Source organism: Algoriphagus marinus (assembly GCF_001936475.1).
GTDB classification, from domain to species: Bacteria; Bacteroidota; Bacteroidia; order Cytophagales; family Cyclobacteriaceae; genus Algoriphagus; species Algoriphagus marinus.
This window is the reverse complement of sequence record NZ_MSPQ01000015.1, coordinates 72,905-98,768: the sequence shown is the minus strand read 5'-3', so window position 1 is coordinate 98,768 and position 25,864 is coordinate 72,905. Positions and strand designations below refer to the sequence as shown.

Here is a 25,864-nt window from a genome sequence, read left to right as displayed (position 1 = left end):
ACGATAGATTAATAAGATCATGTCAAAAATTCAATCAGTCCCTAAAACTTCATTATCACCCGATCTAACTGCAGACGTTGTCCTTGCTGATTTCCGTTTGGCAATGTTAAGTCGGCATGCCTCCTTAATTGGAAGAAAAGAAGTCTTTATGGGAAAGGCAAAGTTTGGAATATTTGGTGATGGGAAAGAACTAGCTCAGATAGCCATGGCAAGAGCTTTCCAAATAGGTGATTTCAGAGCTGGCTATTATCGCGACCAGACTTTTATGATGGCATTGGGCGAATTGAATGTGAGCGAGTATTTTGCTCAACTCTACGCTCATACAGATGTAGAAGCTGAGCCTGCAAGTGGGGGTAGATTGATGAATGGTCATTTTGCAACTCGTTCGCTTAATGAAGACGGGAGTTGGAAAAATCTTACTGAAATGTATAATTCAGCTGCTGATGTTTCTCCAACAGCTGCACAAATGCCAAAACTTTTAGGCTTGGCTTATGCCTCCAAAATCTATCGTGAAAATAAAGGCTTAAAGGACTTGAATCAGTTTTCTATTAATGGAAACGAAGTCGCTTGGGGTACTATTGGAAATGCTTCTACTTCCGAAGGGATGTTTTTTGAGTCAATCAATGCCGCAGGAGTAATGCAGGTACCAATGGTTGTCTCTGTATGGGATGATGGTTACGGTATCTCAGTGCCCAAAGAATTTCATACAACCAAAGGCAGTATTTCAGAAGTTTTAGAGGGCTTTGCAAGAACTGATTCTCAAGCTGGAATTGAGATCATCCGTGTCAAAGGTTGGGATTATGAGGCGCTTTTAAATGCCTATCTAAAAGCTGGAGAATTAGCACGAGTTTCACATGTACCGGTTTTGATTCATGTGGAAGAGTTGACACAGCCACAAGGACATTCTACTTCCGGATCTCATGAGCGCTATAAGACTGAAGAACGATTAAAGTGGGAGAAGGAATGGGATTGTATCAATAAATTTAGAGAGTACATTTTATCCAATCAGATAGCTACTGCAGATACTCTAGAAGCAATCGAAGCGGAAGCAAAAGCACAAGCTAAAAAAGAGAAAGAAGCCGCTTGGGCTAGTTTCTCAGGAGAGATTAAAACTGAGCTTGCCGAAGCAGTGAGATTAATCAATGAAGCTGCGGAAAACAGTACTAGAAAAGTTGTACTGAACCAGATAGCTCATGAACTTTCCAAGACAATCAATCCTATCCGTAAAGATGTTATTTCCGCTGTTAGGAAGGTCTTATTAATGTTGCGATCGGATTCTCCGTCTACAAAAGCTGGTTTGAAGTCTTGGTATGAAAAGCAAACTAGTTTGAACTTTGACAGATATAATTCGCATCTCTATAGTCAATCGCAATGGAATGTGGGTTCAGTTGAAGAGATTTTACCGGAGTTTACCGAGAAATCTCCTTTGGTAGATGGAAGGGAAATTTTGCAGGCTTTCTTTGATTATACATTGGAGAAAAATCCTGAATTTTTTGCTTTTGGAGAAGATGTAGGAAAGATCGGTGATGTTAATCAAGCTTTTGCGGGCCTTCAGGCAAAATATGGAGCGAATCGAGTAGCTGATACAGGTATCAGAGAGTGCACCATCATTGGTCAAGGAATCGGTACGGCATTGAGAGGATTACGTCCAATTGCTGAGATTCAATATTTGGATTATCTCCTTTATGGATTACAGATGTTGTCAGATGATTTGGCTTGTCTCCAATACCGAACTAAAGGAGGTCAAAAGGCACCTCTTATCGTCCGTACAAGAGGACACAGATTGGAAGGCGTTTGGCATTCCGGTTCTCCAATGGGTATGATCTTATCCTCCCTTCGTGGTATGGTGATTTGCGTGCCAAGAGATATGACACAAGCAGCTGGAATGTACGCCACGTTGCTCAACTCAGACGAACCTGCTTTAGTAATCGAATGTCTTAATGGATACCGACTGAAAGAAAAAATGCCTAGCAACCTAGGTGAGTTTACTGTTCCTATGGGTAAACCAGAGATTTTGAAAACCGGTAAAGATCTGACTATAGTGACCTATGGCTCCATGTGTCGAATCATTCTGGAAGCTGCTACCGAACTAGCTGAAATAGGAATTGATGTTGAAGTTATCGACGTGCAGACTTTACTTCCATTTGATATTCATGGAGTAATTGGAGACTCCGTTAAGAAGACCAATAGAGTGATTTTTGCAGATGAGGATGTTCCAGGTGGTGCATCTGCATTTATGCTACAACAAGTTATCGAGGGACAAGAAGCTTTCAAATATTTGGATTCCGAGCCACAGACGATTACTGGAAAAGCGCATCGTCCAGCTTATTCATCAGATGGCGATTATTTCTCTAAGCCTAGCGTGGATGATGTGGTAGAAAAAGTATATGCGATGATGCATGAAGTGGATCCAAAGAAGTTTCCTGGGATTTAGAGATCAAAAAAAAAGACTATTCTTAAATAGTCTTTTTTTTTGATGTTACCGGGTAATTTGCCTTAGGGTAACTTCCTCGCTTGAAATCTGATTACTTCGATTTAGTGCTCGATCTTGGATCTCTACGTCGACTCGGATGGTGTCATTTCTGAATATAGCCTCCCAACCTGATGAAAGCATTGCATACTTAATATTGCCCTCAATGGATTGTCCTTCCTCAGTGGTTAATATTCTTGGGAATCTTCCATTGAACGTGGTGAAAAAAGGAGGGTCCTGCCATCTGAATTCCGTAAATGTTCCATTTCTCTTGATGAAAAACCGAACAAAAATATTGAATTGATTAGGGTTTTGCTTGACCCAGACGGTATCTCTTACGACTTGATTATTTACCACTGGATCAATGATCCAATCTATGGGATTATAATTAGGGGCTTCAATTGGTCTTTTGCTATAGGTGATCAAATTCCCTGCCGCATCACGCTGATAGTTTACCGCGTTGAAAGGAGGGTTGATATCCGTAGCCTCTAAACCTAAATCACCCTCTGCATCTTTAAAATCAATTCCTATAATCAACGAATCCGGTCCGGATGTTGGTACGTATTCCAATGATTCGAAGGTGATTGAAGGAACAGTTGGGAAGTTGTCAGGCGGACGTATACAACCTGTAGCAGCTACAAACAAAAAGATAATCCCTGAATAGTTTTTGAAACGCATAAGGCGAAAGTAAATTTACATTCAAAGTAACATCAATTTTACTTCGATTGATGCAAAATATGAAACGATGCAGGATTTTAAAAGTTTTTCTGAAAAGCTAAAGAATTTATCTCAAGATGGATTTGATGAGATGGCTTTGGACATTTTTCAATTTCAAGCCTCTAACAATCCGGTATATTCAGCCTATCTCCAAGCAAGAGGAATAGTGCCAAATGAAATCAAAAAAGTATCTGATATTCCATTTCTTCCAATTCAATTTTTTAAAGATTTAGAAGTCATTTCTTTTCCCAGAGAAAATTATGAGGGTTTTTTCTCATCCAGCGGTACTACAGGAATGATAACCAGCAAGCATTTTTATTGGTCTGAAGCCTGGTATAGAAAACATTCCCAAGATTTATTTGAGGCATCTTATGGTCCTCTTCAGAGTTTCCATATTCTAGCTTTGCTTCCGGCTTATCTTGAGCGAAAGGGGAGTAGTCTCGTGAGTATGGCAGATCACTTTATCAAAGAATCAGGTTCAATTCATTCTGGATTCTATTTGTACAACCATAAAGAGCTTGTCAATAAAATCAATTTCCTAAGCGGTAATGGAAAAAAGATTTTGTTGCTGGGAGTTACTTTCGCGTTATTGGATTTAGCCGAATCAGGTCTTAAGTTATCTGATTCTGAAGATTTGATTGTCATGGAAACTGGAGGTATGAAAGGCAAGAGAAAGGAAATGATCCGAGAGGAAGTCCATGATCGTCTAAGGGCCTACTTTTACAAAGATAAAATTCACTCGGAGTATGGTATGACCGAGTTGATGTCCCAATCTTATTCAAAAGGTGATGGGAAATATACGATGCCATATTCCATGCGCGTTATTCTTCGGGATGCAAATGATCCGCTTTCTATTTCTCAAAAATCTCAAGGAGGTATTAATATTATAGATTTGGCAAATTTCCATTCCTGTAGTTTTATCGAAACTCAGGATTTAGGCAAAATAGATGCAGATGGAAAACTTGAAGTGTTGGGGAGATTTGATAGCAGCGAAATTAGAGGTTGCAACTTGTTGGTTCAGTAATTGCTATCTTAAAATTAATTAGACATATTTGAAAAGATCAAAAACTATATCATGAAAAAATTAGCAACGGCTGCATTATTGATTGGGATTTTAGCATTGGGAGCATGTGCTTCCAGCAAACCATGCCCGGCTTATGCCAAAGCCCCAACAGCACAAAAAGCAAATAGCTAAAAATATGCTGACTTAATAGTCAGCATATTTTTTTATATCCTCTAGGCTAATTTCCTGTTCTCCTAAAATCACAAGTCTTTCGACTACATTTCGGAGTTCTCGAATATTTCCAGTCCAGGGAAATTCCTGAAGTTTAGCCATTGCTGCTTTGCTTATTTCTTTTTTGGCATCTCCACTTTCCTGCGCGATATCCTCCAAAAACTTTTCTACCAGCAACGGAATATCGTCTTTCCGGTCTTTTAGTGCAGGTACCTGAATTAAGATTACGCTTAATCTGTGATATAAATCTTCCCTAAATCTATTCTCTTCTATTTCCTTTTTCAGATCCTTATTTGTAGCTGCAAGGACACGTACATCTACTTTGATGTCCTTATCGCTTCCGACTCTATTGATCAGGTTTTCTTGAAGTGCACGTAGTACTTTTGATTGCGCAGAAAGAGACATATCGCCGATTTCATCTAGGAAAAGCGTTCCGCCTTGAGCCTGCTCAAATTTCCCTTGTCTCAGCTTATGAGCTGAAGTAAATGCGCCTTTCTCATGTCCAAAAAGTTCACTTTCGATAAGTTCTGAAGGAATTGCTGCACAGTTTACAGCAACAAAAGGTTCTGAAACCCGGTTGCTTTTCTGATGAATCCAATGCGCAACGAGCTCTTTTCCTGTTCCATTGGGCCCGGTAATCAAGACTCGTGCGTCTGTAGGGGCGACTTTCTCAATAGTTTCTTTGACAAGCTGAATAGGCTTGGATTCGCCGACCATGTCAAACTTCTTTGAAAGCTTTTTCTTAAGCACCTTTGTCTCCTGTACCAATTCTTTTTTATCGAGCGCATTCCGCACGGTCAATAGTAATCGGTTCAAATCAGGGGGCTTTGGAATAAAATCAAAAGCTCCTTTTTTTGTGGCCTCTACAGCAGTTTCAATGCTGCCATGAGCTGAGATCATGATGAATTGGGGAGATTTATCTAAGGCTTTTGCCTGTTCCAAAACCTCAATTCCATCCATTTTGGGCATTTTCACATCACAAAGGACCAGATCAAAATCCTCCTCTTTGATTTTGGCGAGACCTTCCTCACCGTCTTTTGCCTCAGAGATTATGAATTTTTCATATTCTAAGATTTCCCGTAAAGTAGCTCTGATGACTTTCTCGTCATCAATGATCAGAATTTTTGACATGAGTTCAATATAAGGTAAAAAAGTGCAAGTCTATAAGCCGGGTTCTGTTTTCGCAAAAGCGAAATCTTGCCATTTATCTAGTCCCGACTTCACAATCGGGATCCATCGATCTACCCACCTCGGAATCGTGATCCTGACCGAAATCAGGAGCGAATCGCACGAGCAGCGCTTTGCCCGAGGCCTATTTGATCTTTCAACCCATAAGGTTTGCCATGCCCCCGTCATCACTGACAGGGCGGTGGGCTCTTACTCCACCTTTTCACCCTTACCTTTCTTGCGAAAGGCGGTATATTTTCTGTGGCACTAGCTGTGAACAGACCGTCACCAGTCTACCCCCTTCCCGTTAGGAAGTATGGTGCTCTGTGTTGCCCGGACTTTCCTCCCTCCCTTCCCGATATCGGGATTGGGACAGCGGCAAGACGACTTGCACAATGCAAAATAAGTCATTTTATCTGAGATCATTTTTTTAAAATTTATCGAAGAATTTAACTTCTGTTTAAAAAAACTTAAAAAGATTACTTTTTTAAAAACATTTTATACTTGGTCATGTTCTTAATGCCAAAGGCTATTAATAGCTTTTCTTCATAGTGCTGGGTTGAACCGCTCCTTAATTGGGGCGGTTCTTTTTTTATCCCGAATCACTTATCTTTTGCCATGGATAAATCAAAACAGAAGAAATTCCGGAAGCTAATACGCTCGATTAATTTCTATCCACCCTATCTTTTTGCAGGAATAAAAGTGGTTGAGTTTGCTCCGGATTTTTCAAGATTCCGAACCAGACTTAAACTGACCTGGTACAATAGAAATCTTCTTGGTACTGCTTTTGGAGGATCTCTTTATTCTATGTGCGACCCATTTTTCATGTTTATTTTAATGATTCAGTTGGGTGATGAGTACATCGTCTGGGATAAATATGCGTCAATTGATTTTCAAAAACCCGGCAAAGGAACAGTATTCGCAGAGTTTAAGCTTTCTCCTTCGGAAGTCGAAGAAGTCAAAAAAGTAGTAGATGAAAAAGGGAAATATGTATTTGAATTTCCTTGTGAAGTAAGAGATGAGGCAGGTTTACTCATAGCCAGTCTGAAGAAAGGAGTTTACGTGCGCAGGAAGGATTATCGAAAGTCCTGATTCGATCTTTTCGAAGCATTGACTACCTTTGAGATCAAAATAATTGCAATATGATTTTAGTGGGAAATGCGGTACTGTCAGATGATATTAAAGAAAACTTTTTCGTCTGTGATTTGGAGGCATGCAAAGGGGCATGCTGCGTAGAAGGTGATGCAGGTGCACCATTAGAAGATGAGGAAACTAAAATCCTCGAGGAGATTTATCCCATAGTAAAAGACTTTATAACTGAGGAGGGGAGAGCCGCTATTGAAAAACAAGGTACTTGGGTGATTGACAAAGATGGGGATAAAGGCACTCCAACGATAGGAGACAATCGAGAATGTGCTTATGCTTTATACGATGAAAGAGGAATTCTTAAATGCGGGATAGAGCAAGCTTATCTAGCTGGTAAAATCGACTATAAAAAACCGATTTCCTGTCATATGTATCCGATTCGGGTTAAGAAATACGATGATTTTGATGCTTTGAATTACGATCGTTGGCATATCTGTGATCCAGCCTGTCAGCTGGGTTCTAGCTTGAAAGTTCCGATCTACAAGTTTCTCAAAGATGCACTTGTCAGAAAGTACGGGGAAGCTTGGTATGAAGAATTGGTGGCTGAAATTGAAGGTAAATAATTACTAGCCTGCACTTTCGTAAGCTTTTTTGATCCAGTCAATGACCTCAGAATTTACATCACTGATTTCAGTTAGGTGAATTTTATGACTGCACATGCCATTGGTTTTTGTGTCAATCTCTAAAATCCCTTTAGGTTCTTGTCCTTTTAAATTTATCCCAATTTCATAGCGGGCTTTGGTAGCTGGAATAAGCATGGCAAATTGCTTTTTGCGCTTCACGCTGACATAGGAATTTTTAGGTGCAAATTCAATATCATCTCCAAACTCCTCAATTTCGGCTTTTAGTTTTTCATAAATGGGAAGAAAGTGCTCCTTTCCTTTATATTGTTTGTCGATGAGATCATTCACATCTGGAGCTGAACCTGCATCACTTTTTAAGGTTTTGTGCGCAACTAGATTCGCAAAACCATGGGTGAATCCATGGTTTTCTTTTAGAAATTTCATGATTTCTCCATGCTTTTCAAATCCTTCTTTGTTTACGATTTGAATCCATTGCTCCAATGTTTTTCCATAGTTCTTTTCCAAATTGGAAATCATGGTTTGTGCAGCATCTTCCATAGTTGTTGAGTTTTAAATTTCTATTTCTACCATCACTGGAAAATGATCTGATGCATTAAGCAGTTGAGTTCGTAGATTCTGAATGGTTGGATCATCTTTTTCCAAGTAGGGGTTCCAAACTTTTCCATTAGAAAAATTTAGCCCTTGACTGGCTAATATATGATCTATTAAGACATTGATTTGGTCGCCTGTAATCCGGTCTTTATATCTACTTGAATTGGGAGTGTATCCATAGGAACCCAGTCTTGGTTTTGGGAGAACGGATTTTAAAATCAATTCAGGACTCCAAGTATCTCCAAGTAAAATTTCCACAGCGCTTTTGCTGAATTTGTTTTCGTAGAAATCCAAGTCAAATCCATCGTTGATATCGCCCATTACCATGACTTGTTGCCCTTTTTTTAGATAAGTGTCACATCTATCTCGGATAGACATGCATTCGGCAAATAGTTTCAATCGATCTCGAGCAGATATCTGCTCGAATCTCGCATAATCTACCATGTCAAAAATCCCTTTGGATTTGGTGTGCGCCACGATTACTCTGGAGATAAATTGGCCGTCAGGTGTTAGAAGACTAAGTTCCAAAGGAGGCCTGTAGTGTTCGTATTGCTCTTTGATCAGCCGATTAGTAGTATCTACTAAGAAAGGTTCGTCAAACCGCTTTCCATTTTCTGTGACTGGTGTGAAAAGAACTTTTAGCTTATCTGGTTTATAAATTGCGGAAAGCTCCTGCTGACCGGCCGATGGGAAACCATGGATTCCTTTATAAGCTTTTGAAGGGATAAAATGCTGAGTCCAAGCTTCCAATTGCGCTGAGGCAGTTTTAGCGCCACTTACTAACGTGTTGGGACCTTCGACTATTCCCATAAAATCAGGATCCATGGCATCTATTACTTCTGCCAGTTGCTTACTACGCTCCCCGTCTTTGCCAGTGGTAGTCGGTGTCCCATCAGTTTCGAATAGATTTCGCATCCATTCGACATTGTATACAGCAATTTTCAGTTTCATAAAAATCTTTAATTAAATTAAAAAACACTTTTAATTTAATTAAAGATTTGGAAAATGCTGGCTAACAAAGAAATAGGTTTACACTTTTATGTAAACTTTTTTTCGATCCATCCAGTAACCGATTACCCAGATGAGTAACATGTAACTAATCGCAAATAGAAAGGAAGCTAGCTTTGGGCTTAGCCAATTCGAGAAGAGATTAGAATAAATGGCTCCTTTAAGAGAAGTATCACCTATAGGAATCATAGAGAAAATTGAAATTACAATTCCTGAGGCTACGTAGAGAATCAAAGGATTTCTACCAAAAACCTCAAAGAAATAGGTCCATCCTTTCCAGTTTCGAATCTCTATAAACCAGATTAAAACTGCTAAAATTAATAAGTCGCGGCCTACTGTATGAAGCACATAGGAACTTGTCCAGATTTTTTTGTTGATGGGAAATACAATGTCCCAGACATAGCTGAGAATAACCAGACCAATTGACCAAATTAATAGAGTCCGGACAGTTTTGAAGTTGTTACCATTCTTTTGGATAAAGATTCCTGCCAGATATCCTGCAATAACATTTACAATTGAAGGAAGCGTGCTTAAAATCCCTTCTGGATCAAAAGGGATGCCTTCACCGGTATACATTCGGTCAGCTCCAATTACCGCCAGATCAAGTTTGATAGCAGCATTGCCTTCCAGACCATAAGGGTCTCCTGGATCTCCAAAAAAATACATTAGACCCCAATAGGCTAGAAGGGCAATTCCAGAAAAGATCCATCCTAGTTTTGGACCACCTAAGTATAAGACCAATGCTCCGAAGAAATAAGCTAAGGCAATACGTTGTAAAACTCCGAAAAGTCTGACTTCACCAAGATTGATAAAAGTCATGCTTCCAGATTCTGTAATTTCATAAAATGGAAATGCATTTAATAGCCATCCAATCAAGAAAATCAAAACTGTTCTTTTCCCTACTTTTTTGAAGAAATCTCCTGCTGACATTTCACCCAGTCGTTTCATTGCAAAGCTCATCGCATTACCGACCACAAATAGGAAAGTAGGAAAAACAAGATCAGTCATAGTAAATCCGTGCCAGGAGGCGTGTGCTAAGGGGCCATATAAATTGGACCAGCTTCCAGGTGTATTCACGATAATCATAAAAGCAATGGTCATTCCGCGAAGCACATCAAGTGCTAAATAGCGATTACTCATTGGAGATTGGATAGAGGATGGTGTCATAGACTCTTTCTGGGCTTATTTTGGGTGATTAATCTTAGCGCTTTAAGATAAAACATTATATTGTTTTTTGCTTAATGCCTCTGACTTTGTCTTATTGAAATTATTATTTATGAAAAATATCCCTGTTGAATCGCTAAAGGTTACTGAATCTATAAAACTGAATGAACTTCCGACGTTCATTGATTTGGAATGTTCTGAAAAGAAAAAAGATAAAGTGCTTAATAAATACCGAGAGGCATTAAGTGACCATCAGGACATCATGTATGCGCACGATAAATATAGTGTCCTGATCTGTTTACAGGGAATGGATACTGCTGGAAAGGATAGCTTGATTCGTGAAGTATTCAAGGAATTTAACCCAAGAGGAGTAGTGATTGAAAGTTTCAAAACTCCTTCTTCGCATGAATTGGAACATGATTATTTATGGAGGCATTATATTGCCCTTCCTGAGCGAGGAAAATATACTGTTTTCAATCGAACTCATTATGAAAATGTGTTAGTGACTCGAGTGCATCCAGAATATATTTTGAACGAAAATATCCCAGGAATCAATTCAACGGATGATATCACTCCTGAATTTTGGGAAAACCGTTTTGATTCGATAATTAATTTTGAAAAACATATTCAACAAAACGGAATCATCATTCTCAAGTTTTTTCTCCATCTAAGCAAAAAAGAACAGGGTGCCAGGCTGCTGAGAAGGCTTGATAAGCCTAAGCACAATTGGAAATTCTCCCCCGGTGATCTGAAAGAAAGATCACATTGGGAAGATTATCAAAAATATTATGAAGAGGCCATCAACAGAACATCAAAGTCTGGTGCTCCTTGGTATATTATTCCTGCCGATAATAAAGAAACAGCTCGTGTTTTGGTGGCAAAAACGATCCTAGAAGAAGTTAGTAAGTATACAGATATCGCATATCCGGAATTGAGTGAATCGATCAAAAAAGATATTCCTATGTACAAAGAGCAATTAAAGCAAGAGAATTAGTAAGGTGTTTAAAACTCATTTTGTATTATTTTAAGATAAAAATTATACTTATATAGAGTTTTAATTCAAATTTTTAAACAAAATAAAGTGTTCTATGAGAAAATTATTCTTTCTTTTTTTAGCAGTTTTTCTTTTTGGTTCAGTAGAGGCCCAAAAAAGATATGTTGTCAAACTTAAAGACAAGCCACTTTCTGAAGGTAGAGTCGAGACAGGAGATCGTGATGCGAATAACGATCGTCAAAAAGGCCCAAGAAAAGATAAACTTGAAAAAGTGGATCGAATAGCTAGCAGTAAAGGAGTTAATAAAATACTTAAATCCTTTGCTGATGCAGAAGTTGGGTTTATAGCAGAATTGACAGATGCACAAAGGCAAGCCTTACAAGCTGATTCGGAGGTAGAGTCTGTTTTGGAGGATTTTAAGATGCAGAGTAAACCAAGGATGCAAAGTCGCCCTAGAATGCAATCTAGACCAAGGATGCAGGTAGATTATGGCTATGATATCGATTTGGGTACTAGTTGTGCAATTGACCAATCAGGTGGTCCTGTAAAAATCAATGGCAGTGTAAAAAGTTCAATATGGGTAATAGATTCTGGTATTGATGGTAGCCACAAGGATTTGAAAGTTGATAAAAAGTATAGTAAATCATTTATAGATTCTAAGCCACTTGAGGATGGAGCCGGTCACGGAACCCATGTGGCAGGAATAGCAGCAGCCGACGGAAAAGGAAACCCAAGTAGCTTCAGAATGAGTGGAGTTGCTGCAGGCGCTAATCTGATTTCCCTAAAAGTGCTGGATAGTAATGGGGAAGGATTTTGGTCAGATATAATTGCTGCATTGGATCATATTAGCAAGTATGGGATCAAAGGTGACGTAGTGATGATGAGCCTAGGAAGTTATAAAATTGCTAATTGTGAAAATTCTAACCCACAACTTAAGCAAGCAATTGAGCATGTTGCAGATTTAGGAATTTATGTGGTGATGTCTGCAGGAAACGATGAGGGAGATGCGATGCAGAATTCGCCTGGTTGTATTTCCGGACCTAATATTTTCACAATAGGTTCGATAGATTCCAGTTGTGCAGATGGTACAATTGGATGCTCTGAATTCTCCAATTTTGGTCCAAATGTAAATTGGGTTGTTCCTGGAGACAATATTTTCTCTACTTACCCTACTAATGAGTATGCTGTTCTATCAGGCACATCCATGTCATGTGCTTTATTTGCAGGCATAATGCTGGCTACGGAAGGTAATCCAGTAATTTCCTCATCTATTAATTGCAGTGGAAGAAGTTATAATATTCCTAAAGTGAGATAGGAAATATTTTTCATAATTAGGGTTGAAGATTTCCTCAATCATAAATTCTAAACTGCTTAGGTCAGCTGTATTTTAACCACTGATCTAAGCGGCCACTTTAGAATCTCAATCTTTTCTTTGTGATAGGTATTTCGATATTCTTAAATTTCATTCAAGAGGCTCAATTGATTTTCAATTGAGCCTCTTTTTTGAATTAAAATAGGTCTATTTGATAGGGGAACTTGCCCAAGAATTAAGAGCCATCACTCTGATTTCTCCTTTGATATTTGCCAGAAAGAGATTGAAATCCGGATTTGAATTTAAGCTTGTAAAAAGTGGATTGTTTTCGATCATGATGTAATCCTGAAAATTTAATTCTTTTGCCTTTTTTAGATAATTTAAAGCTTCTTGATTGTCTCCTTGTAGCGCTTCCAGTGCAGCTGCAAAAAAGGCAAAATCCTTATCTAATTCATCTCCTGATAATACCTCTATGTAGTTAGCTAATTTGCGATCAATTAAATCCTGTGGTGCTAAAGTTTCTCCTTCATCACCTCTGAGGAATCCCATATCTTTTTTTAGAAGATAAGCCAAAAAGACAGGGGTACTGAAATAGGGGTCAGAATCCCAATTTGGCTTCATCTCCATAGCATCCTCAAATAAACTTTTAGCTAGCTTAAAATCACCTTTTAAGAATGCTAAAATCCCCGCAGATTGGTAAGTATAAGGGTTGTCTTTTTCCAAAGAAATTATTTTAGGTATCTGCGCAGCTACACTATCCATTTTTTTCTCAGCTAGAAAGCTAAGTCCCAATTGTTCGTAAGTATCATAGGATGGTTTTATAGTTATAGATTTGCGAAGCCAGATTTGAGCTTCTTTCTGATTTTCTAAAAGTCTATAGTTCCATCCAAGAATTTGGAATGGTATAAAACTTCTTGGGTTTAAGCCAGCAGCTTTTCGCTGAAGAGCCAAAGACTTGTCTAATTGGCCTGAAACAAAGTAAACGGTAGCAAGATTACCCACAGCCTGGGCATGATTATTACTGATCTCAACTGCCTTTGCCAGATTTTCTGTGGCTAAGTCATATTGATTATTATAATAGTAGGCAATTCCGAGCGCTTTGAAAGGTTCAGCTAGACGAGGATCCTTTTCAACTGCAATTTTTCCAGCATTCAAAGCAGAATCAATCCAAACGGTTCCTTGATAAAAAGCTCCTTCCATCTGAGCATAAGCATCTGCTAAACCAGCCCAAGCCAAAGCGAAATCTTCATCAATCTCTATTGCCTTTTTGAAGTTTGCGATGGCTTCAAAATTCTCAGGTAATTCATATTCATAGTAAAGCTCTCTGCCTTTAAGGTATTCCTCGTAGGCCTCAAAACTTTCAGTTGGCCTCTTTTTTAACTGATTTATTTCATCCAAAGTCACATTTGCTTTCAACTTTGCTGCGATTTCTTCAGCTATAGTGGATTGAATCTCAAAGAGATCGTCAATCTGATCTAAATCGAATGTTTCTGCCCAAAGGGCTTGATTTGAATTTACATCAATAAGTTGAACTCTGATCCGAATTTTTTCTCCAGCCCATTGCACGCTTCCTTCCAATAAGGTGCTGACTCCAAGAGAAAAAGCGATTTCAGCATTACTCTCTTGAGAATTTTTATACAAGACTGTACTAGATCTTGAAATTACTCTCAAGGAGTTTATTTTGGAAAGTTGCGTAATGATGTCCTCTGTTAGACCATCGCTGAAGTACTCTTTTGTTGGATCGGCATTCAGATTTTTCAGGGGAAGAACTGCAACTGATTTATCTTTTTCCCAGGGATTAGTGGGATTGAGAAGGATTGTCCAAATCAAAAAACCTATCACTCCTATCAGTGCCACGATTCCTACCCAATATTTCCAAGGCTTCCGCTCTTGAAATTTGACTGTTCGGATCATTTCCTGGCGCTTTGGAATAGCTAGAATTTCATTTGTCAAGGCATACAGCTCAAGTTTACGAGCAACATTCTTTAGATCAAAATATCCCAGATTAATGCTTGGAAATGCTTGTTTATCCTTAATTAGGAGCAAAACTTCCTTCGAAAATAAAATGCAGGAAGGCACGCCGATGCTTTGTATTCTTGAGGCCACATTTACTGCATCCCCGAAGACATCATTATTTTCAAAAATAATTTCTCCAGAATGAAGCCCTATTCTAAGTTTAACTTCTGAATCATCATGCCAAAGGTTTTGAATCTCGAGACTTGCGTTCAAGGCATCCTCCGCAGTTTCAAACACAGCTAAAATTCCATCTCCAAGTTCCTTGATAAGGCGGCCATTGTACTTTTCAAATATTTGCTGGTGAAAAGAAACGTTCTTTTTCATCAGCTCGAAGGCTCTGTCCTCGTCCTTTCCCATCAAGAGTGTATAGCCAACAATATCTGAGAAAAATACGACCGAAAGTTGTCTCTTAAGGGGTTGATTCATATACAAAAACTAATTGGGATTGCTCTAGTCAATTAGAATAGTTATTTGTGGCTTGGTCTTGCTATTTGTTCTGCTTTTATGAGAAGGTATTCAAAATAATACCTATTCAAAGGTTAAAATAGAACAAACAATTTTTAATCTCGAATTTATCACGAAGTGAATTTGGATTATTTTAATCTTTTCTAATTTGAAATCTTTAAAACGTTAAAAATTAGCAAGTTTTAGAACTGCTAAATGGATTTTTTTAAAGCTTTGTATTTTTCAGTCAATACAGTGTTTATTTCTTCTCCTTCATCTGAATTCGAACTGCTGAAGAGCTCCGGTCGAAATCCTCGATTAACCAGCTCCTCAGTAGCTTGAACCATTATCGCCTGAACGATTGCGGATCCTACGACTGTCGAAGTAGCTCCAACCTTTGTTGGTAAATCATTTATAGAAATGCTCGCATCGCCTATCTCCCCAAAATTATCCAAAAATAGATCGCTGACCTCAAAAAGCTTCAATCCAGACGAATGTCTTGACTCAACAGCTTTGGTATGTTTAAGATTTGTAAGACAGATTACTTTTGCTCCGGCAGCTTTTGCAATCTGAGCCATTTCGATTGAGACAGGATTTCTACCTGAATTTGAGCTTATGATAAAAATGTCGGATGCGCCAAATTTATATTCTGAAAGAAGTTTTGCGGCATAACCTTCCATTCGTTCTACTTCGGTACTTTTGGAAGCATTTTCATGGAGCATCAAAGCAGGATCCAGAATAGGTATTATTCTTGCAAATCCCCCGGCACGATAGAAAATCTCTTCTGCTAAAAGATGTGAATGTCCAGTACCTGAGGTGAAAATCCAACCATTTTTTTCAATAGAATCAGCTATCCAAACTGCTGCCAGTTCGATTTTCGCCTTCTGATCAAATGCTGCTTTTAGTTTTTCCGAGATGGTTCTAAAATAGCGTCGGTAGGCTTCCATTATTCAATTCACTAAGATTTCATCCACGAATACCCATCCTTTAGATCCTGCACCAGGGTGCCACTTTGGTAAAGATGCAATGGGATAAAGCTTAATTCTTATTGCCTCATATTCACTTTTTGAAATGTCATATTGAAGCATTCTGGATCGGGGTAAATCCACTTTTTTTGATTGTTCGGGTACTTCATTAATAAAAGTGGTCCAAATTCCATTTTTAAGTCCTTTTATTTCTACCGAAGCAGGAGGGAAGATATATGCTCCTTCATGGTAGAGCAATCCAATCACCAATTCAGAATAGTTAACATTTGACTCCAGTTTCATTTCAAGTTCTAAAGCTTCATCTTGGAAACCAAGCCATTCTCCGGTAGTGTGATTGTTTTGACCTTTGATTTGATCGAATAGGGTAGCAGCACCATTAGCTTTATACTGTTTGTTTGGAGTGCTTAGTAGTTTGTATTCGGTAGGCGTCAGTCCGGATTTAAGGAATTGAAAATTGGCTTCAGGAGATCCAATCCAGTCTTTTGCAAATACTTTGGTTCGGATTGTACTCGTCTTTTTTATCCAAATTGGCTCTATATAAACTTGACTAGTGACGCTATCTGGCTCTGAACCATCCAATGTGTAGCGAATCTCAACCGTTTTGATAGGATGAGAAATAACCACTTCCACACTATCCCTAAACATCATTTTGTCAAAAGTCACCTTTGGTGAATTCAATGGATAAATAGCGCTGCTGCCGTCAAAGCCAAAGTCAATTTCTGTATTTGATAACTTAGATTTCAAGTTCGTTTGATCTGAAGAGGACAGTCCAGTCTGCCATAAATAGAGACTGATGAGCTGATCCATTTCTCCTAATGATGCTAAAGCGTCTGAATCGATTTTATTCCCTGAAAGTGCCAAATACTTCAATGTTTTAATTGAAGCTAAAATCTGTATCTGCTTAGAATCCAGATCTGTAAAATTAGCCTGAACTTCTTCTAAATGTATTAATTCCTTTAAAACAGAAAGATCAGCACCTGCCAAAGGCATTTTGTTCAAATTGAGTTTAACTACTTGGTTTTTTATTTTTTTAAGATCATTTAGTGAAGCGGGATTAAAGGCTGCAATCCCAAAATAGGAAACTTCTAACGCTGGAGATTCAGGATAGATTGCTTCTACTTTTCGAAAGAAATTATTTAACTCTTTTATATCTGAATAATCAGTCGGCTCAAACGTATGGGTTTTCTTTGAGTCAAATTTTTTCGAGGCCAAAACAAAAAGTTTATTCTCAGGCGCTATTTCAAGTACTTTTTGTTCAAATGAAGCCCCATTTGCAACCCACTCTTTTAATATTTCTAACTCTTCTTCGGTAAGTTGGGCCTTGTTCTTTGGAGGCATATGCTTCTTTTCCTCCATTGGAAGATCTATTCGCTGGATTAAAAGTGAATTTTTGAAATCTCCTGCTAAAACAAATGGTCCGGATTTCCCTCCTTTTTGTAGCCCCTCAATATGATCCATCCGAAGTTCTCCTTTGATTTTTCCTTCTTTATGGCAACTCATACACTTGTTTTCCAAAATCGGGAGTACCAAATCATTGAAAACTTCTGCTTCTGCCAGCGGAGTTATTTCTGCCTCTTTTACTTGAATAGGTGCTAATAGAAAATCTTGACCATGAGTGATATTAGCTCCCCAGTGTCCAGTAGCTGTTATTCCAGCAGCAAGCAAAAGACTGATTGGCTTGAGGATTTTTTTTGGTTGATCTCTAAAAAAATATAAACCAGTACATAAATAAAACACAGCAACTCCCGACCATTGATGCCAAAGGATCGCGTCTCCATCATAATCTTCTTTGGCCAAAATCAAACCCGCTACAACTGTAAGACCAGCAAAATTACAACCAGCTAACAAAGCTAAATCTCCAATTTTTTTGAAATCGGGTTTTTGGTCAACTTCTGGAATCCACGTAAACAAAAGACCTAAAAGAAGCAGAACGATTGGGAAATGAAGAAGTAGGGGATGGCTCCTTCCAATCACTTGAATCCAATCCGGAAGTAATAACCGATCAGCTCCCAGTGCTAAAACAAGAACTAGCCCAACCCAAATAAAAAGGATATTCTCAAGAAGAGATTTAAGAGATAAAGATTTGAGCATGGATTTTTAGGCGATAATATCTTTAACAACCTTTCCTGATACGTCTGTCAATCGGTAGCGTCTTCCCAGATGTTTATAAGTCATTCGCTCATGATCTATTCCCATCAAATTCATTACGGTGGCTTGGAAATCGTGCACATGAACAGGGTTTTCTGCAATGTTGTAGCCGAATTCATCTGTCTCTCCATGGACCATTCCCGATTTTACACCTCCACCAGCCATCCAAATGGAAAATGCTCTAGGGTGATGATCACGTCCATAATTGTCAGCTAGAATTTTTCCCTGACAATAGTTTGTTCGTCCAAATTCTCCACCCCAAATCACCAATGTTTCATCCAATAATCCCCTCTGTTTCAAGTCAGTAATCAAAGCAGCCGAAGCCTGATCTACATCTTGAGCTTGAAGGGCCATTTCATTCGGCAGATTTCCATGTTGATCCCAACCTTGATGATATAGCTGCACGAACCGCACCCCACTTTCTGAAAGTTTTCTTGCTAAAAGGCAATTTGCCGCATATGTACCAGGAACTAGACAATCAGGGCCATAAAGTTTGATAATGCTATCCGGTTCTTTGGATACGTCTGTCATTTCAGGAACAGCAGTTTGCATTCGGAATGCCATTTCATATTGCTGAACTTTAGCAGTAATCTCCGGATCATTGAATTCCCGATAGCTTAGATCGTTCATTGCAGCGATTTGATCAAGCATCTTTCGGCGTTCATCCCGACTCATTTTATCAGGATCTTTTAAATAAAGAACAGGGTCTTCAGAATTTGAAAACTGAACTCCCTGATGTGTTGCATCTAAAAATCCATTACTCCAAAGTTTGGAATAAACACCTTGTCCATTTCCTCTACCTCGACTCAACAAAACGCAAAATGCAGGCAGATTACTGTTTTCACTTCCCAAACCATAGCTCAACCAACTTCCCATGCTAGGTCTATTTCCAACTTGTGCTCCAGTCTGGAAAAAAGTCAAAGCTGGATCGTGATTAATTGCTTCCGTATGCATGGATTTGATGATGCAAATATCATCCACGATTTTTGAAGTATGTGGAAAAATGGATGAAATCCAAGCTCTAGATTGCCCATACTGCTGAAATGGGAAATAGGAGCCTACCAATGGGAAAGAAGTTTGACCCGCGGTCATTCCTGTCAATCTTTGACCTCCCCGAATAGATTCTGGGAGTTCTTGTCCCATTTGCTGATTTAGCAGAGGTTTGTAATCAAATGTTTCTAATTGACTCGGAGCACCATTTTGGAATAGGTAAATAACTCTTTTTGCCTTAGGAGCAAAATGAGGTAAAGCATTCATAAGCTCTTCCTCGGCTGACCCTTTTCCTGAAAATAAATCAGGAATTAGCAAGGAACCTAAAGCAGCACTTCCTACTCCCAAACTCAATCTGGATAGAAATTTTCGCCGGTTTAAATTTAAACCTTGTTCTAATTCTTCCTTTTCCATATTAAATTTTGGTAATCGTTTCTTCTAAATTATAAATACTTACTATGACCTGCATCAAAGCAGCTGTCTCTGCATTTACCGCGGATTCATCAAGTGGATATTCTCCTACTTCAAGAGTAGGTCTAATTTGTTTTTCATTTGACTGAAACCGCTCCAATTGATCTTCAAAATATGCCAGCAAGAGCTTATGTTCTTTTGAACTCATTTCTCTACTGACGATCCTTAGGAAAGCTTGATCAATTGATTTCTCTGCGTCCATTTCTTTTAGTAGGGATGAAGCTAATACCCTTGAAGCCTCCAATACCATCGGGTCATTCATCATAACCAAAGCCTGAAGCGGTGTATTAGTCCTATTTCTGGAGATTTCGCATCGATCACGGTTACTGCCATCAAAAATGATTGCTTTAGGAGGCGGAACAGTTAATTTGATGAAATTATATATTCCTCTACGGTAAAGATCACTTCCTTTATCTTGTACATAAGTTGCAAGAACTCCTCTTCCTGAAGTGGCAGATTCCCAAAGTCCGTCTGGCTGATATGGTTTTACACTAGGCCCTCCAATTTTTTGATGGAGCAATCCACTACTAGCCAAGACAAGATCCTGTATGTTTTCAGCAGGTAATCGAAGTCTAGGTGCTCTTGCCAAATAGACGTTCTCCGGATCGGTATTCAAATGTTTGTCAGTGATTTTCGCGGATTGACGATAAGTAGAAGACATTAAAATCTGTTTGATTAATCGCTTAATATCCCAGCCATTTTCCATAAAATCTACAGCCAACCAATCCAAAAGTTCCGGATGGCTTGGAAGATCACCCTGCATTCCAAAATCTCCGGCAGACTTTACGATGCCCGTTCCAAACAATTCTTGCCAAATTAGATTGACAAATACACGGGAAGTAAGTGGGTTGTCAGGGTTTGTAATCCATTTAGCAAGCCCAAGGCGGTTTTTTTCTAAGTCTTGAGGAAAAGGCAAAATGGATTTAGGTGTGCCAGGATCCACTGCAACAGTTGGTGCATCATAAACGCCTCTATCCAGAATGTAAGTGGTTCTGCTTTCTTCACCGTTCAATTCATCCATCACAGACACACTTAATTTGGTGGTGTCTTTATGATTGATAAAACTCATCACTCCGCTCAAATCCTCCTGATCTACCCAAAGGATCGGAGTCTTGGCAGGTTTCGATATACTTACATCTCCTTCATATCCCTTCTCGGGACTGTTATTGAAAAAGGCATAAAATTGATAATATTCTTTTTGGGAAAAGGGATCGTATTTATGATCATGGCATTGCGCACATTCCATGGTGATCCCAAGTAGTCCTTTGCTGATTGTATTTGTTTTATCCAAGACATATTCAACTCGATACTCCTCATCTATCACACCTCCTTCTTCGGTGTATTTGTGGTTTCTATTGAATGCTGTCGCTAAGATTTGCTCTTTAGTTGCATTTGGCATCAAGTCTCCGGCAAGCTGCCAAGTAATAAAATCATCGTAGGGTAGGTTTTGGTTAAACGCATGAATCACCCAATCTCGATAGGGCCATTGCGTACGGATATTGTCATCTTGATACCCGTAGCTATCAGCGTATCGAGAAATATCCATCCAAAGCACACCGAGTTTCTCACCGAAGGTGGGCTCATTTAGAAGTCCGTCAATCAAATCTTCATAGGAGTATTCTCCGCTGAAATCTCCAAATCTATCCAATAATTCTGGGCTGGGAGGTAGCCCCGTGAGATCAAGACTCACCCGTTTAATAAGTTCATATGGTTTTGCTTCGGGATTAGGCTGAAGCCCTTTTTCGACCATTTTCTTATAGGCGAAGAAATCTATCTCATTTGTTCCCCATTTTTGATTTTTGGGTATTTCAGTCTTTTTTGGTTTTACAAAAGCCCAATGAGGTTCATATTTAGCTCCTTGCTCAATCCAGGTTTTGATCAAAGCTATTTCACCCTCGGAAAGTGAAAGATTGGATTCCGGCGGTGGCATCAGTTCTCCTGGATCTTCTGAAATAATCCTGTGGTACAGTACTGATTCCTCTAAACTTCCGGATACCAAAGCAAACTTACCCTTAGATTCTTTAAGAGCAGCAAACGCGCCCTCTTCTGTGTCTAATCTTAGGTCTGATTCACGTTTATTGGCATCTGGACCATGACAGGCAAAGCACTTATCAGATAGGATTGGTCTAATGTGAAAATTATAACTGACTTGTTCTCCATTACTTAACTCAATGGAATCAGCTTTTTTTGTTGTACAGTTCCATGCACTTAATGTGATAATCAGTATAAAAAAAGATTCAATTTTGAGAAGTGATTTCATTTATAGGACTGGAAATAGAATACAAAATATAGGAATATTTGCATTTACTTCCGTCATGGATTATTGAAAAATTAAACAAAGTCTTTTATGTAAATCAATTTTTTTTGAAATAAAAAAAACTTCAGAGTATTTATTCAGAATATCAAAAAGTGATTTAGGTTTTTGACAAAAAGTAATAGTAAGAAAAAAGCCAGCTGTGATTACAGTTGGCTTTTGATTTATTTTTTGATCACTGAAAAATCGAAGTCTTCCAGGAATTTTGTTGTGAAGTCACCTTCGATAAATTTCTTATCATTTAAGAGTGCAATGTGAAAAGGGATAGTTGTTTTAATCCCATCAATTACAAATTCTTCAAGCGCTCTTTTCATCCTTACAATGACTTCATCTCTGGATTGACCACTTACGATTAGTTTGGCGATCATTGAATCATAATTCGGGGGGATCACATAGCCTGCATAGACGTGAGAATCTATTCTAACACCTCTTCCTCCTGGAATGTGTAAGTTTTGGATCTTACCTGGACTTGGCCTGAAGCCATGAGCAGGATCTTCTGCATTGATTCTACATTCCATCGCATATAGCTTTGGATAATAGTTTCTGCCACTTATCGGTTCTCCTGCAGCAACTTTGATTTGTTCTTTGATTAGATCAAAATCAGTTACCTCTTCAGTAATCGGATGTTCTACCTGAATTCGGGTATTCATCTCCATGAAATAGAAGTTCCTGTTTTTGTCTACTAGAAATTCGATCGTACCAGCTCCTTCATATTTGATAGCTTCTGCACCTTTGATAGCTGCCTTTCCCATAGCCTCACGAAGGTCATCCGTGATGAAAGGTGAAGGGGTTTCTTCCACTAGTTTTTGATGTCTTCTTTGGATTGAGCAATCTCGCTCTGAAAGATGACAAGCTTTTCCGGTGCTGTCTCCGATGATTTGGATTTCTATATGTCTTGGTTCCTCTACATATTTTTCCAGATACAAGCCATCGTTTCCGAAAGCTGCACCAGATTCCATCCGAGCATCATCCCAAGCTTTTTTAAATTCTTTCTCTTCCCTTACAATTCGCATTCCTCTTCCACCACCTCCGGCAGTAGCTTTCAAAATGACAGGATAGCCCATTTCATTGGCGATCTTGATTCCTTCTGCAATGGAACTTAAAATACCTTCGGAACCTGGAATTGTAGGTACACCTGCTGCTTTCATGGTTGCCTTAGCCGTAGCTTTATCACCCATTTTATCGATCATGTCAGCGCTTGCACCTATGAATTTGATTCCATATTCATCACAGATTTTTGAAAATTCTGCATTTTCAGAAAGAAAACCATATCCAGGATGAATCGCATCTGCATTAGTGATTTCAGCAGCAGCGATTATTCTTGGGATGTTTAGGTAAGATTCCTTACTTGGGGCAGGACCTATGCATACCGCTTCATCTGCAAAGCGAACGTGTAAGCTGTCTTTATCTACTGTGGAATAAACAGCCACAGTTTTGATCCCCATTTCCTTGCAGGTACGGATGATTCGAAGGGCTATTTCTCCTCTATTAGCAATTAATATTTTTGAAAACACAAGTCTTATCTTTTAGAAAATTATCCCGCTGGGTCTACAAGAAATAATGGTTGGTCATATTCTACAGGTGTAGAATTTGAAACGAGGATTTTTACGATTTTTCCTGAAATCTCAGCTTCAATTTCATTGAATAATTTCATCGCCTCGATGATACAAACCGTCTGACCCGCTTTGATTACATCTCCTTCACTGACGAAGGCTGGAGAATCTGGATTAGGAGTCATATAGAAGGTACCAATCATAGGTGATTTGATTTCAACCAAATTGGAAGGAGTAACAACAGGTGCTGCAGGAGTTGCAGGCTGAGGGTTAGCTGCTGGAGCGATAGACGCTACTGGTGCAGGTGCTGCTGGAGCAGATTCGACAAATCGTGTCCCCGACTGATCTGCGTATTTCTTAATGGAAAGTTCAAATTCGTCAGTCTTTATTTTGACTTCAGCAAGGCCCGAATTGGATATATAATCGATTAATTCTTGAATCTCTTTAGCTTTCATAAGTTTGGTTTTTTATTGCCTTAGGCAAAATTAGGTTGGGTTTAAAACGTCAAAGCTCTGTAATTTACATAAAACAGATAGCTTTTCTAGCTTATTTAACTCGCTCTGAATAGGATCCGTCTCTAGTATCTACTTTGATCATGATGTCTTGCTCAACGAATAAAGGCACCATTACCGTTGCTCCTGTTTCCACAATTGCTGGCTTTAATGCGTTTGTTGCAGTGTCACCTTTAATTCCCGGCTCGGTATAAGTGATCATCAATTCCACGAAAGGAGGAAGTTCAACTGAAAGAGGTGTTTCTGTTTCGTCATGGATCAAAATGTCTACAAACTGACCATCTTTTAAGAGGTTTGCTCTTTCAATTAATTTTTCTTCAATAGAGATTTGCTCAAAAGTATTCATGTCCATGAAATTATACCCAAGGTCATCTTTATAAAGAAACTGATGTGGTCTTTTTTCGACGCGAGCTGTTTCTACTTTTTCTCCGGCATTGAAGGTTTTTTCAAGTGTTTTTCCGCTTGTAAGTCCTTTTAACTTTGTCCGAACAAAAGCTGCTCCTTTACCTGGTTTGACATGCTGAAACTCCACAATGGTGAAGATATCGTTGTTCATAACCAGACATAGTCCATTTTTAAAATCTGCAGTACTTGCCATATTATTTTCTTAATTAATTATTTTGGATCGTAAGCCCATTTTAAATAGATCGCTCCCCAAGTGAAACCACCACCAAATGCGGCCAAGACTAAATTGTCACCTTTTTTCAGTTGTTTTTCGTAGTCCCAAAGACAAAGTGGAATAGTGGCAGCCGTGGTATTCCCATATTTTTCAATGTTCATCATAACCTTTTCCGGTCCGATTCCCATTCGATTTGCAGTGGCATCAATGATTCTTTTATTAGCCTGATGCGGAACTAGCCAAGCGATATCCTCACCTTTGAGACCATTTCTTTCCATCACTTTTGCACTTACATCAGCCATATTGGTCACAGCAAATTTGAAAACAGTGGAACCTTCTTGATAAGCAAAATGCTCCTTAGCCATCACTGTATCGATTGTTGCAGGTCTGGCGCTTCCTCCAGCCTTCATATGAAGATAAGGTGCTCCGGAGCCATCCGATCTCAAAATGGTATCCATTATTCCTAGATCCTCTGTAGTTGGCTCAAGCAAAACAGCCCCAGCTCCATCTCCAAATAGAATACAAGTAGTGCGATCCGTGTAATCGACGATGGAAGACATTTTATCCGCACCTACTACTATAACTTTCTTATGAGTACCGGTCTGAATGTATTGACTACCCATGTTTAAGGCGAAAAGAAATCCTGAACAAGCCGCACCCACGTCAAAGCTATAGCTGTTTTTAGCACCTACTTTGTCAGCAATTAAATTACCAGTAGCAGGGAAGGGCATATCTGGAGTTACTGTAGCACAAATAATCAGATCAATGTCCAGTGGATCTGTGCCGGTTTTTTCTAAAAGTCCTTTGACTGCCGCAGCGCCCATTACTGAACTTCCTTGATCTTCTCCTTTTAAAATTCTTCTTTCTTTGATTCCGGTTCTAGAGACAATCCACTCGTCATTTGTTTCAACGAGTTTTTCTAATTCTTTATTTGTCAAGATGTAGTCCGGAACATAACCTTGGATTCCGGTAATCATAGCTCTGATTTTATCCATTTTGGAGGGTTTAAGCTAATTTGAATCCTATCAGGATTCAGCAGTAACTGGGTTTTAGGAATGAGTTTTATCCTGTAAGGAAGGCAAAAATATTATAATTGTCAGTCTCAACCAAAATAATTCCTAAACATAAGAGTGGTAAAAACCTTCAGACGTGGGAGAATGTGATTTTAATTAACAAAAAAATCCATTCGGTGAAGCCGAATGGATTTTAGTTGATTTTGGATTTGGATTAAGCCAAAATTTCTTTTTCGATGATTACTTGTCCTTTGTAGTACAACTTCCCATCCAACCAGAATGCTCTGTGTGGTAAGTGCATCTCACCAGTGGTTTGACATTTAGCCAAGCCAGGAGCTTCTAACTTGTAATGAGTTCTTCTTTTATCTCTTCTGGTTTTCGAAATTTTTCGTTTAGGATGTGCCATTTTAT

General features: G+C 38.8%; 21 protein-coding genes and 1 other RNA gene. 6 read left to right on the top strand and 16 right to left on the bottom strand.

Translation table 11 applies throughout. The features are described from left to right. The first annotated feature begins 19 nt into the window (after positions 1–19). A complete protein-coding gene (locus tag BVC88_RS19210; protein ID WP_075352354.1) occupies positions 20–2,434 on the top strand; it encodes an alpha-ketoacid dehydrogenase subunit alpha/beta in 2,415 nt (804 codons plus the stop codon). A gap of 45 nt (positions 2,435–2,479) precedes the next feature. On the opposite strand, the gene BVC88_RS19205 is transcribed toward BVC88_RS19210, so the two are convergent. Then, entirely contained in the window at positions 2,480–3,148 is a 669-nt protein-coding gene (locus BVC88_RS19205) for a hypothetical protein (RefSeq protein WP_075352353.1), read from the bottom strand. 67 nt (positions 3,149–3,215) lie between these two features. Here BVC88_RS19205 and BVC88_RS19200 point away from each other — a divergent pair, with 67 nt between their 5' ends. Then, positions 3,216–4,211 carry an acyl-CoA synthetase family protein gene (locus BVC88_RS19200; RefSeq protein ID WP_075352352.1) on the top strand — a complete coding sequence of 332 codons (996 nt, stop codon included), beginning with the start codon at positions 3,216–3,218 and terminating at the stop codon, positions 4,209–4,211. Between the two features lie 183 nt (positions 4,212–4,394). Here BVC88_RS19200 and BVC88_RS19195 read toward each other — a convergent pair whose 3' ends face one another. Continuing rightward, entirely contained in the window at positions 4,395–5,552 is a 1,158-nt protein-coding gene (locus tag BVC88_RS19195) for a sigma-54-dependent transcriptional regulator (RefSeq protein ID WP_075352351.1), read from the bottom strand. 17 nt (positions 5,553–5,569) lie between these two features. Next, positions 5,570–5,983: RNase P RNA component class A (rnpB, locus tag BVC88_RS19190), an RNA gene on the bottom strand. 223 nt (positions 5,984–6,206) lie between these two features. Here rnpB and BVC88_RS19185 point away from each other — a divergent pair. After that, complete coding sequence (locus tag BVC88_RS19185) at positions 6,207–6,680, top strand: DUF4442 domain-containing protein (protein ID WP_075352350.1); 474 nt, start codon at positions 6,207–6,209, stop codon at positions 6,678–6,680. A 50-nt stretch (positions 6,681–6,730) separates the two neighbouring features. Beyond that, a complete protein-coding gene (locus BVC88_RS19180) occupies positions 6,731–7,297 on the top strand; it encodes a DUF3109 family protein (protein WP_075352349.1) in 567 nt (188 codons plus the stop codon). Between the two features lie 3 nt (positions 7,298–7,300). On the opposite strand, the gene BVC88_RS19175 is transcribed toward BVC88_RS19180, so the two are convergent. From BVC88_RS19175 to BVC88_RS19165, 3 genes are all read right to left on the bottom strand, one after another. Next, the gene (locus BVC88_RS19175) at positions 7,301–7,855 is read right to left on the bottom strand and encodes a DUF4287 domain-containing protein (RefSeq protein ID WP_075352348.1); all 555 of its coding nucleotides are present in this window, start codon (positions 7,853–7,855) and stop codon (positions 7,301–7,303) included. A gap of 12 nt (positions 7,856–7,867) precedes the next feature. Beyond that, positions 7,868–8,860: an endonuclease/exonuclease/phosphatase family protein gene (locus BVC88_RS19170; RefSeq protein WP_075352347.1), complete on the bottom strand. Its 993-nt coding sequence runs from the start codon at positions 8,858–8,860 to the stop codon at positions 7,868–7,870. A gap of 78 nt (positions 8,861–8,938) precedes the next feature. Next, positions 8,939–10,084 carry an acyltransferase family protein gene (locus BVC88_RS19165; RefSeq protein ID WP_075352346.1) on the bottom strand — a complete coding sequence of 382 codons (1,146 nt, stop codon included), beginning with the start codon at positions 10,082–10,084 and terminating at the stop codon, positions 8,939–8,941. 109 nt (positions 10,085–10,193) lie between these two features. On the opposite strand from BVC88_RS19165, the gene BVC88_RS19160 reads away from it, so the two are divergent. After that, positions 10,194–11,075 (top strand): PPK2 family polyphosphate kinase, encoded by an 882-nt coding sequence (locus tag BVC88_RS19160; protein ID WP_075352345.1) that lies wholly within the window; start codon positions 10,194–10,196, stop codon positions 11,073–11,075. A gap of 94 nt (positions 11,076–11,169) precedes the next feature. Continuing rightward, positions 11,170–12,390, top strand: coding sequence for a S8 family serine peptidase (locus BVC88_RS19155; RefSeq protein ID WP_075352344.1), 1,221 nt, complete (start codon positions 11,170–11,172; stop codon positions 12,388–12,390). Positions 12,391–12,594: 204 nt separating this feature from the next. On the opposite strand, the gene BVC88_RS19150 is transcribed toward BVC88_RS19155, so the two are convergent. The 10 genes from BVC88_RS19150 to rpmF form a co-directional block, all read right to left on the bottom strand. After that, positions 12,595–14,829: a TPR end-of-group domain-containing protein gene (locus BVC88_RS19150; RefSeq protein WP_075352343.1), complete on the bottom strand. Its 2,235-nt coding sequence runs from the start codon at positions 14,827–14,829 to the stop codon at positions 12,595–12,597. 230 nt (positions 14,830–15,059) lie between these two features. Next, a complete protein-coding gene (locus BVC88_RS19145; RefSeq protein WP_083639170.1) occupies positions 15,060–15,794 on the bottom strand; it encodes a sugar isomerase domain-containing protein in 735 nt (244 codons plus the stop codon). Positions 15,795–15,797: 3 nt separating this feature from the next. Beyond that, a complete protein-coding gene (locus tag BVC88_RS19140) occupies positions 15,798–17,924 on the bottom strand; it encodes a c-type cytochrome domain-containing protein (protein WP_075352341.1) in 2,127 nt (708 codons plus the stop codon). Positions 17,925–17,930: 6 nt separating this feature from the next. Then, on the bottom strand, positions 17,931–19,385 hold the full coding sequence (locus BVC88_RS19135; RefSeq protein ID WP_075352340.1) for a DUF1501 domain-containing protein: 1,455 nt from the start codon (positions 19,383–19,385) through the stop codon (positions 17,931–17,933). A 1-nt stretch (position 19,386) separates the two neighbouring features. After that, positions 19,387–21,702 (bottom strand): PSD1 and planctomycete cytochrome C domain-containing protein, encoded by a 2,316-nt coding sequence (locus BVC88_RS19130; protein ID WP_075352339.1) that lies wholly within the window; start codon positions 21,700–21,702, stop codon positions 19,387–19,389. Positions 21,703–21,920: 218 nt separating this feature from the next. Beyond that, the gene (gene accC, locus BVC88_RS19125) at positions 21,921–23,270 is read right to left on the bottom strand and encodes an acetyl-CoA carboxylase biotin carboxylase subunit (RefSeq protein WP_075352338.1); all 1,350 of its coding nucleotides are present in this window, start codon (positions 23,268–23,270) and stop codon (positions 21,921–21,923) included. A 20-nt stretch (positions 23,271–23,290) separates the two neighbouring features. Further along, the gene (gene accB, locus BVC88_RS19120) at positions 23,291–23,764 is read right to left on the bottom strand and encodes an acetyl-CoA carboxylase biotin carboxyl carrier protein (protein ID WP_075352337.1); all 474 of its coding nucleotides are present in this window, start codon (positions 23,762–23,764) and stop codon (positions 23,291–23,293) included. Positions 23,765–23,855: 91 nt separating this feature from the next. Beyond that, positions 23,856–24,419 carry an elongation factor P gene (gene efp / locus BVC88_RS19115; protein WP_075352336.1) on the bottom strand — a complete coding sequence of 188 codons (564 nt, stop codon included), beginning with the start codon at positions 24,417–24,419 and terminating at the stop codon, positions 23,856–23,858. A 17-nt stretch (positions 24,420–24,436) separates the two neighbouring features. Beyond that, positions 24,437–25,435 (bottom strand): beta-ketoacyl-ACP synthase III, encoded by a 999-nt coding sequence (locus BVC88_RS19110; RefSeq protein ID WP_075352335.1) that lies wholly within the window; start codon positions 25,433–25,435, stop codon positions 24,437–24,439. A gap of 232 nt (positions 25,436–25,667) precedes the next feature. After that, the gene (rpmF, locus tag BVC88_RS19105; protein ID WP_075352334.1) at positions 25,668–25,859 is read right to left on the bottom strand and encodes a 50S ribosomal protein L32; all 192 of its coding nucleotides are present in this window, start codon (positions 25,857–25,859) and stop codon (positions 25,668–25,670) included. Between the last annotated feature and the right edge of the window lie 5 nt (positions 25,860–25,864).

Bases quoted from the DNA above. Each gene is read 5' to 3' on its own strand.
- BVC88_RS19210 (WP_075352354.1), top strand. From the start codon at position 20: ATGTCAAAAATTCAATCAGTCCCTAAAACTTCATTATCACCCGATCTA.
- BVC88_RS19205 (WP_075352353.1), bottom strand. From the start codon at position 3,148: ATGCGTTTCAAAAACTATTCAGGGATTATCTTTTTGTTTGTAGCTGCT.
- BVC88_RS19200 (WP_075352352.1), top strand. From the start codon at position 3,216: ATGCAGGATTTTAAAAGTTTTTCTGAAAAGCTAAAGAATTTATCTCAA.
- BVC88_RS19195 (WP_075352351.1), bottom strand. From the start codon at position 5,552: ATGTCAAAAATTCTGATCATTGATGACGAGAAAGTCATCAGAGCTACT.
- BVC88_RS19185 (WP_075352350.1), top strand. From the start codon at position 6,207: ATGGATAAATCAAAACAGAAGAAATTCCGGAAGCTAATACGCTCGATT.
- BVC88_RS19180 (WP_075352349.1), top strand. From the start codon at position 6,731: ATGATTTTAGTGGGAAATGCGGTACTGTCAGATGATATTAAAGAAAAC.
- BVC88_RS19175 (WP_075352348.1), bottom strand. From the start codon at position 7,855: ATGGAAGATGCTGCACAAACCATGATTTCCAATTTGGAAAAGAACTAT.
- BVC88_RS19170 (WP_075352347.1), bottom strand. From the start codon at position 8,860: ATGAAACTGAAAATTGCTGTATACAATGTCGAATGGATGCGAAATCTA.
- BVC88_RS19165 (WP_075352346.1), bottom strand. From the start codon at position 10,084: ATGACACCATCCTCTATCCAATCTCCAATGAGTAATCGCTATTTAGCA.
- BVC88_RS19160 (WP_075352345.1), top strand. From the start codon at position 10,194: ATGAAAAATATCCCTGTTGAATCGCTAAAGGTTACTGAATCTATAAAA.
- BVC88_RS19155 (WP_075352344.1), top strand. From the start codon at position 11,170: ATGAGAAAATTATTCTTTCTTTTTTTAGCAGTTTTTCTTTTTGGTTCA.
- BVC88_RS19150 (WP_075352343.1), bottom strand. From the start codon at position 14,829: ATGAATCAACCCCTTAAGAGACAACTTTCGGTCGTATTTTTCTCAGAT.
- BVC88_RS19145 (WP_083639170.1), bottom strand. From the start codon at position 15,794: ATGGAAGCCTACCGACGCTATTTTAGAACCATCTCGGAAAAACTAAAA.
- BVC88_RS19140 (WP_075352341.1), bottom strand. From the start codon at position 17,924: ATGCTCAAATCTTTATCTCTTAAATCTCTTCTTGAGAATATCCTTTTT.
- BVC88_RS19135 (WP_075352340.1), bottom strand. From the start codon at position 19,385: ATGGAAAAGGAAGAATTAGAACAAGGTTTAAATTTAAACCGGCGAAAA.
- BVC88_RS19130 (WP_075352339.1), bottom strand. From the start codon at position 21,702: ATGAAATCACTTCTCAAAATTGAATCTTTTTTTATACTGATTATCACA.
- accB (WP_075352337.1), bottom strand. From the start codon at position 23,764: ATGAAAGCTAAAGAGATTCAAGAATTAATCGATTATATATCCAATTCG.
- efp (WP_075352336.1), bottom strand. From the start codon at position 24,419: ATGGCAAGTACTGCAGATTTTAAAAATGGACTATGTCTGGTTATGAAC.
- BVC88_RS19110 (WP_075352335.1), bottom strand. From the start codon at position 25,435: ATGGATAAAATCAGAGCTATGATTACCGGAATCCAAGGTTATGTTCCG.
- rpmF (WP_075352334.1), bottom strand. From the start codon at position 25,859: ATGGCACATCCTAAACGAAAAATTTCGAAAACCAGAAGAGATAAAAGA.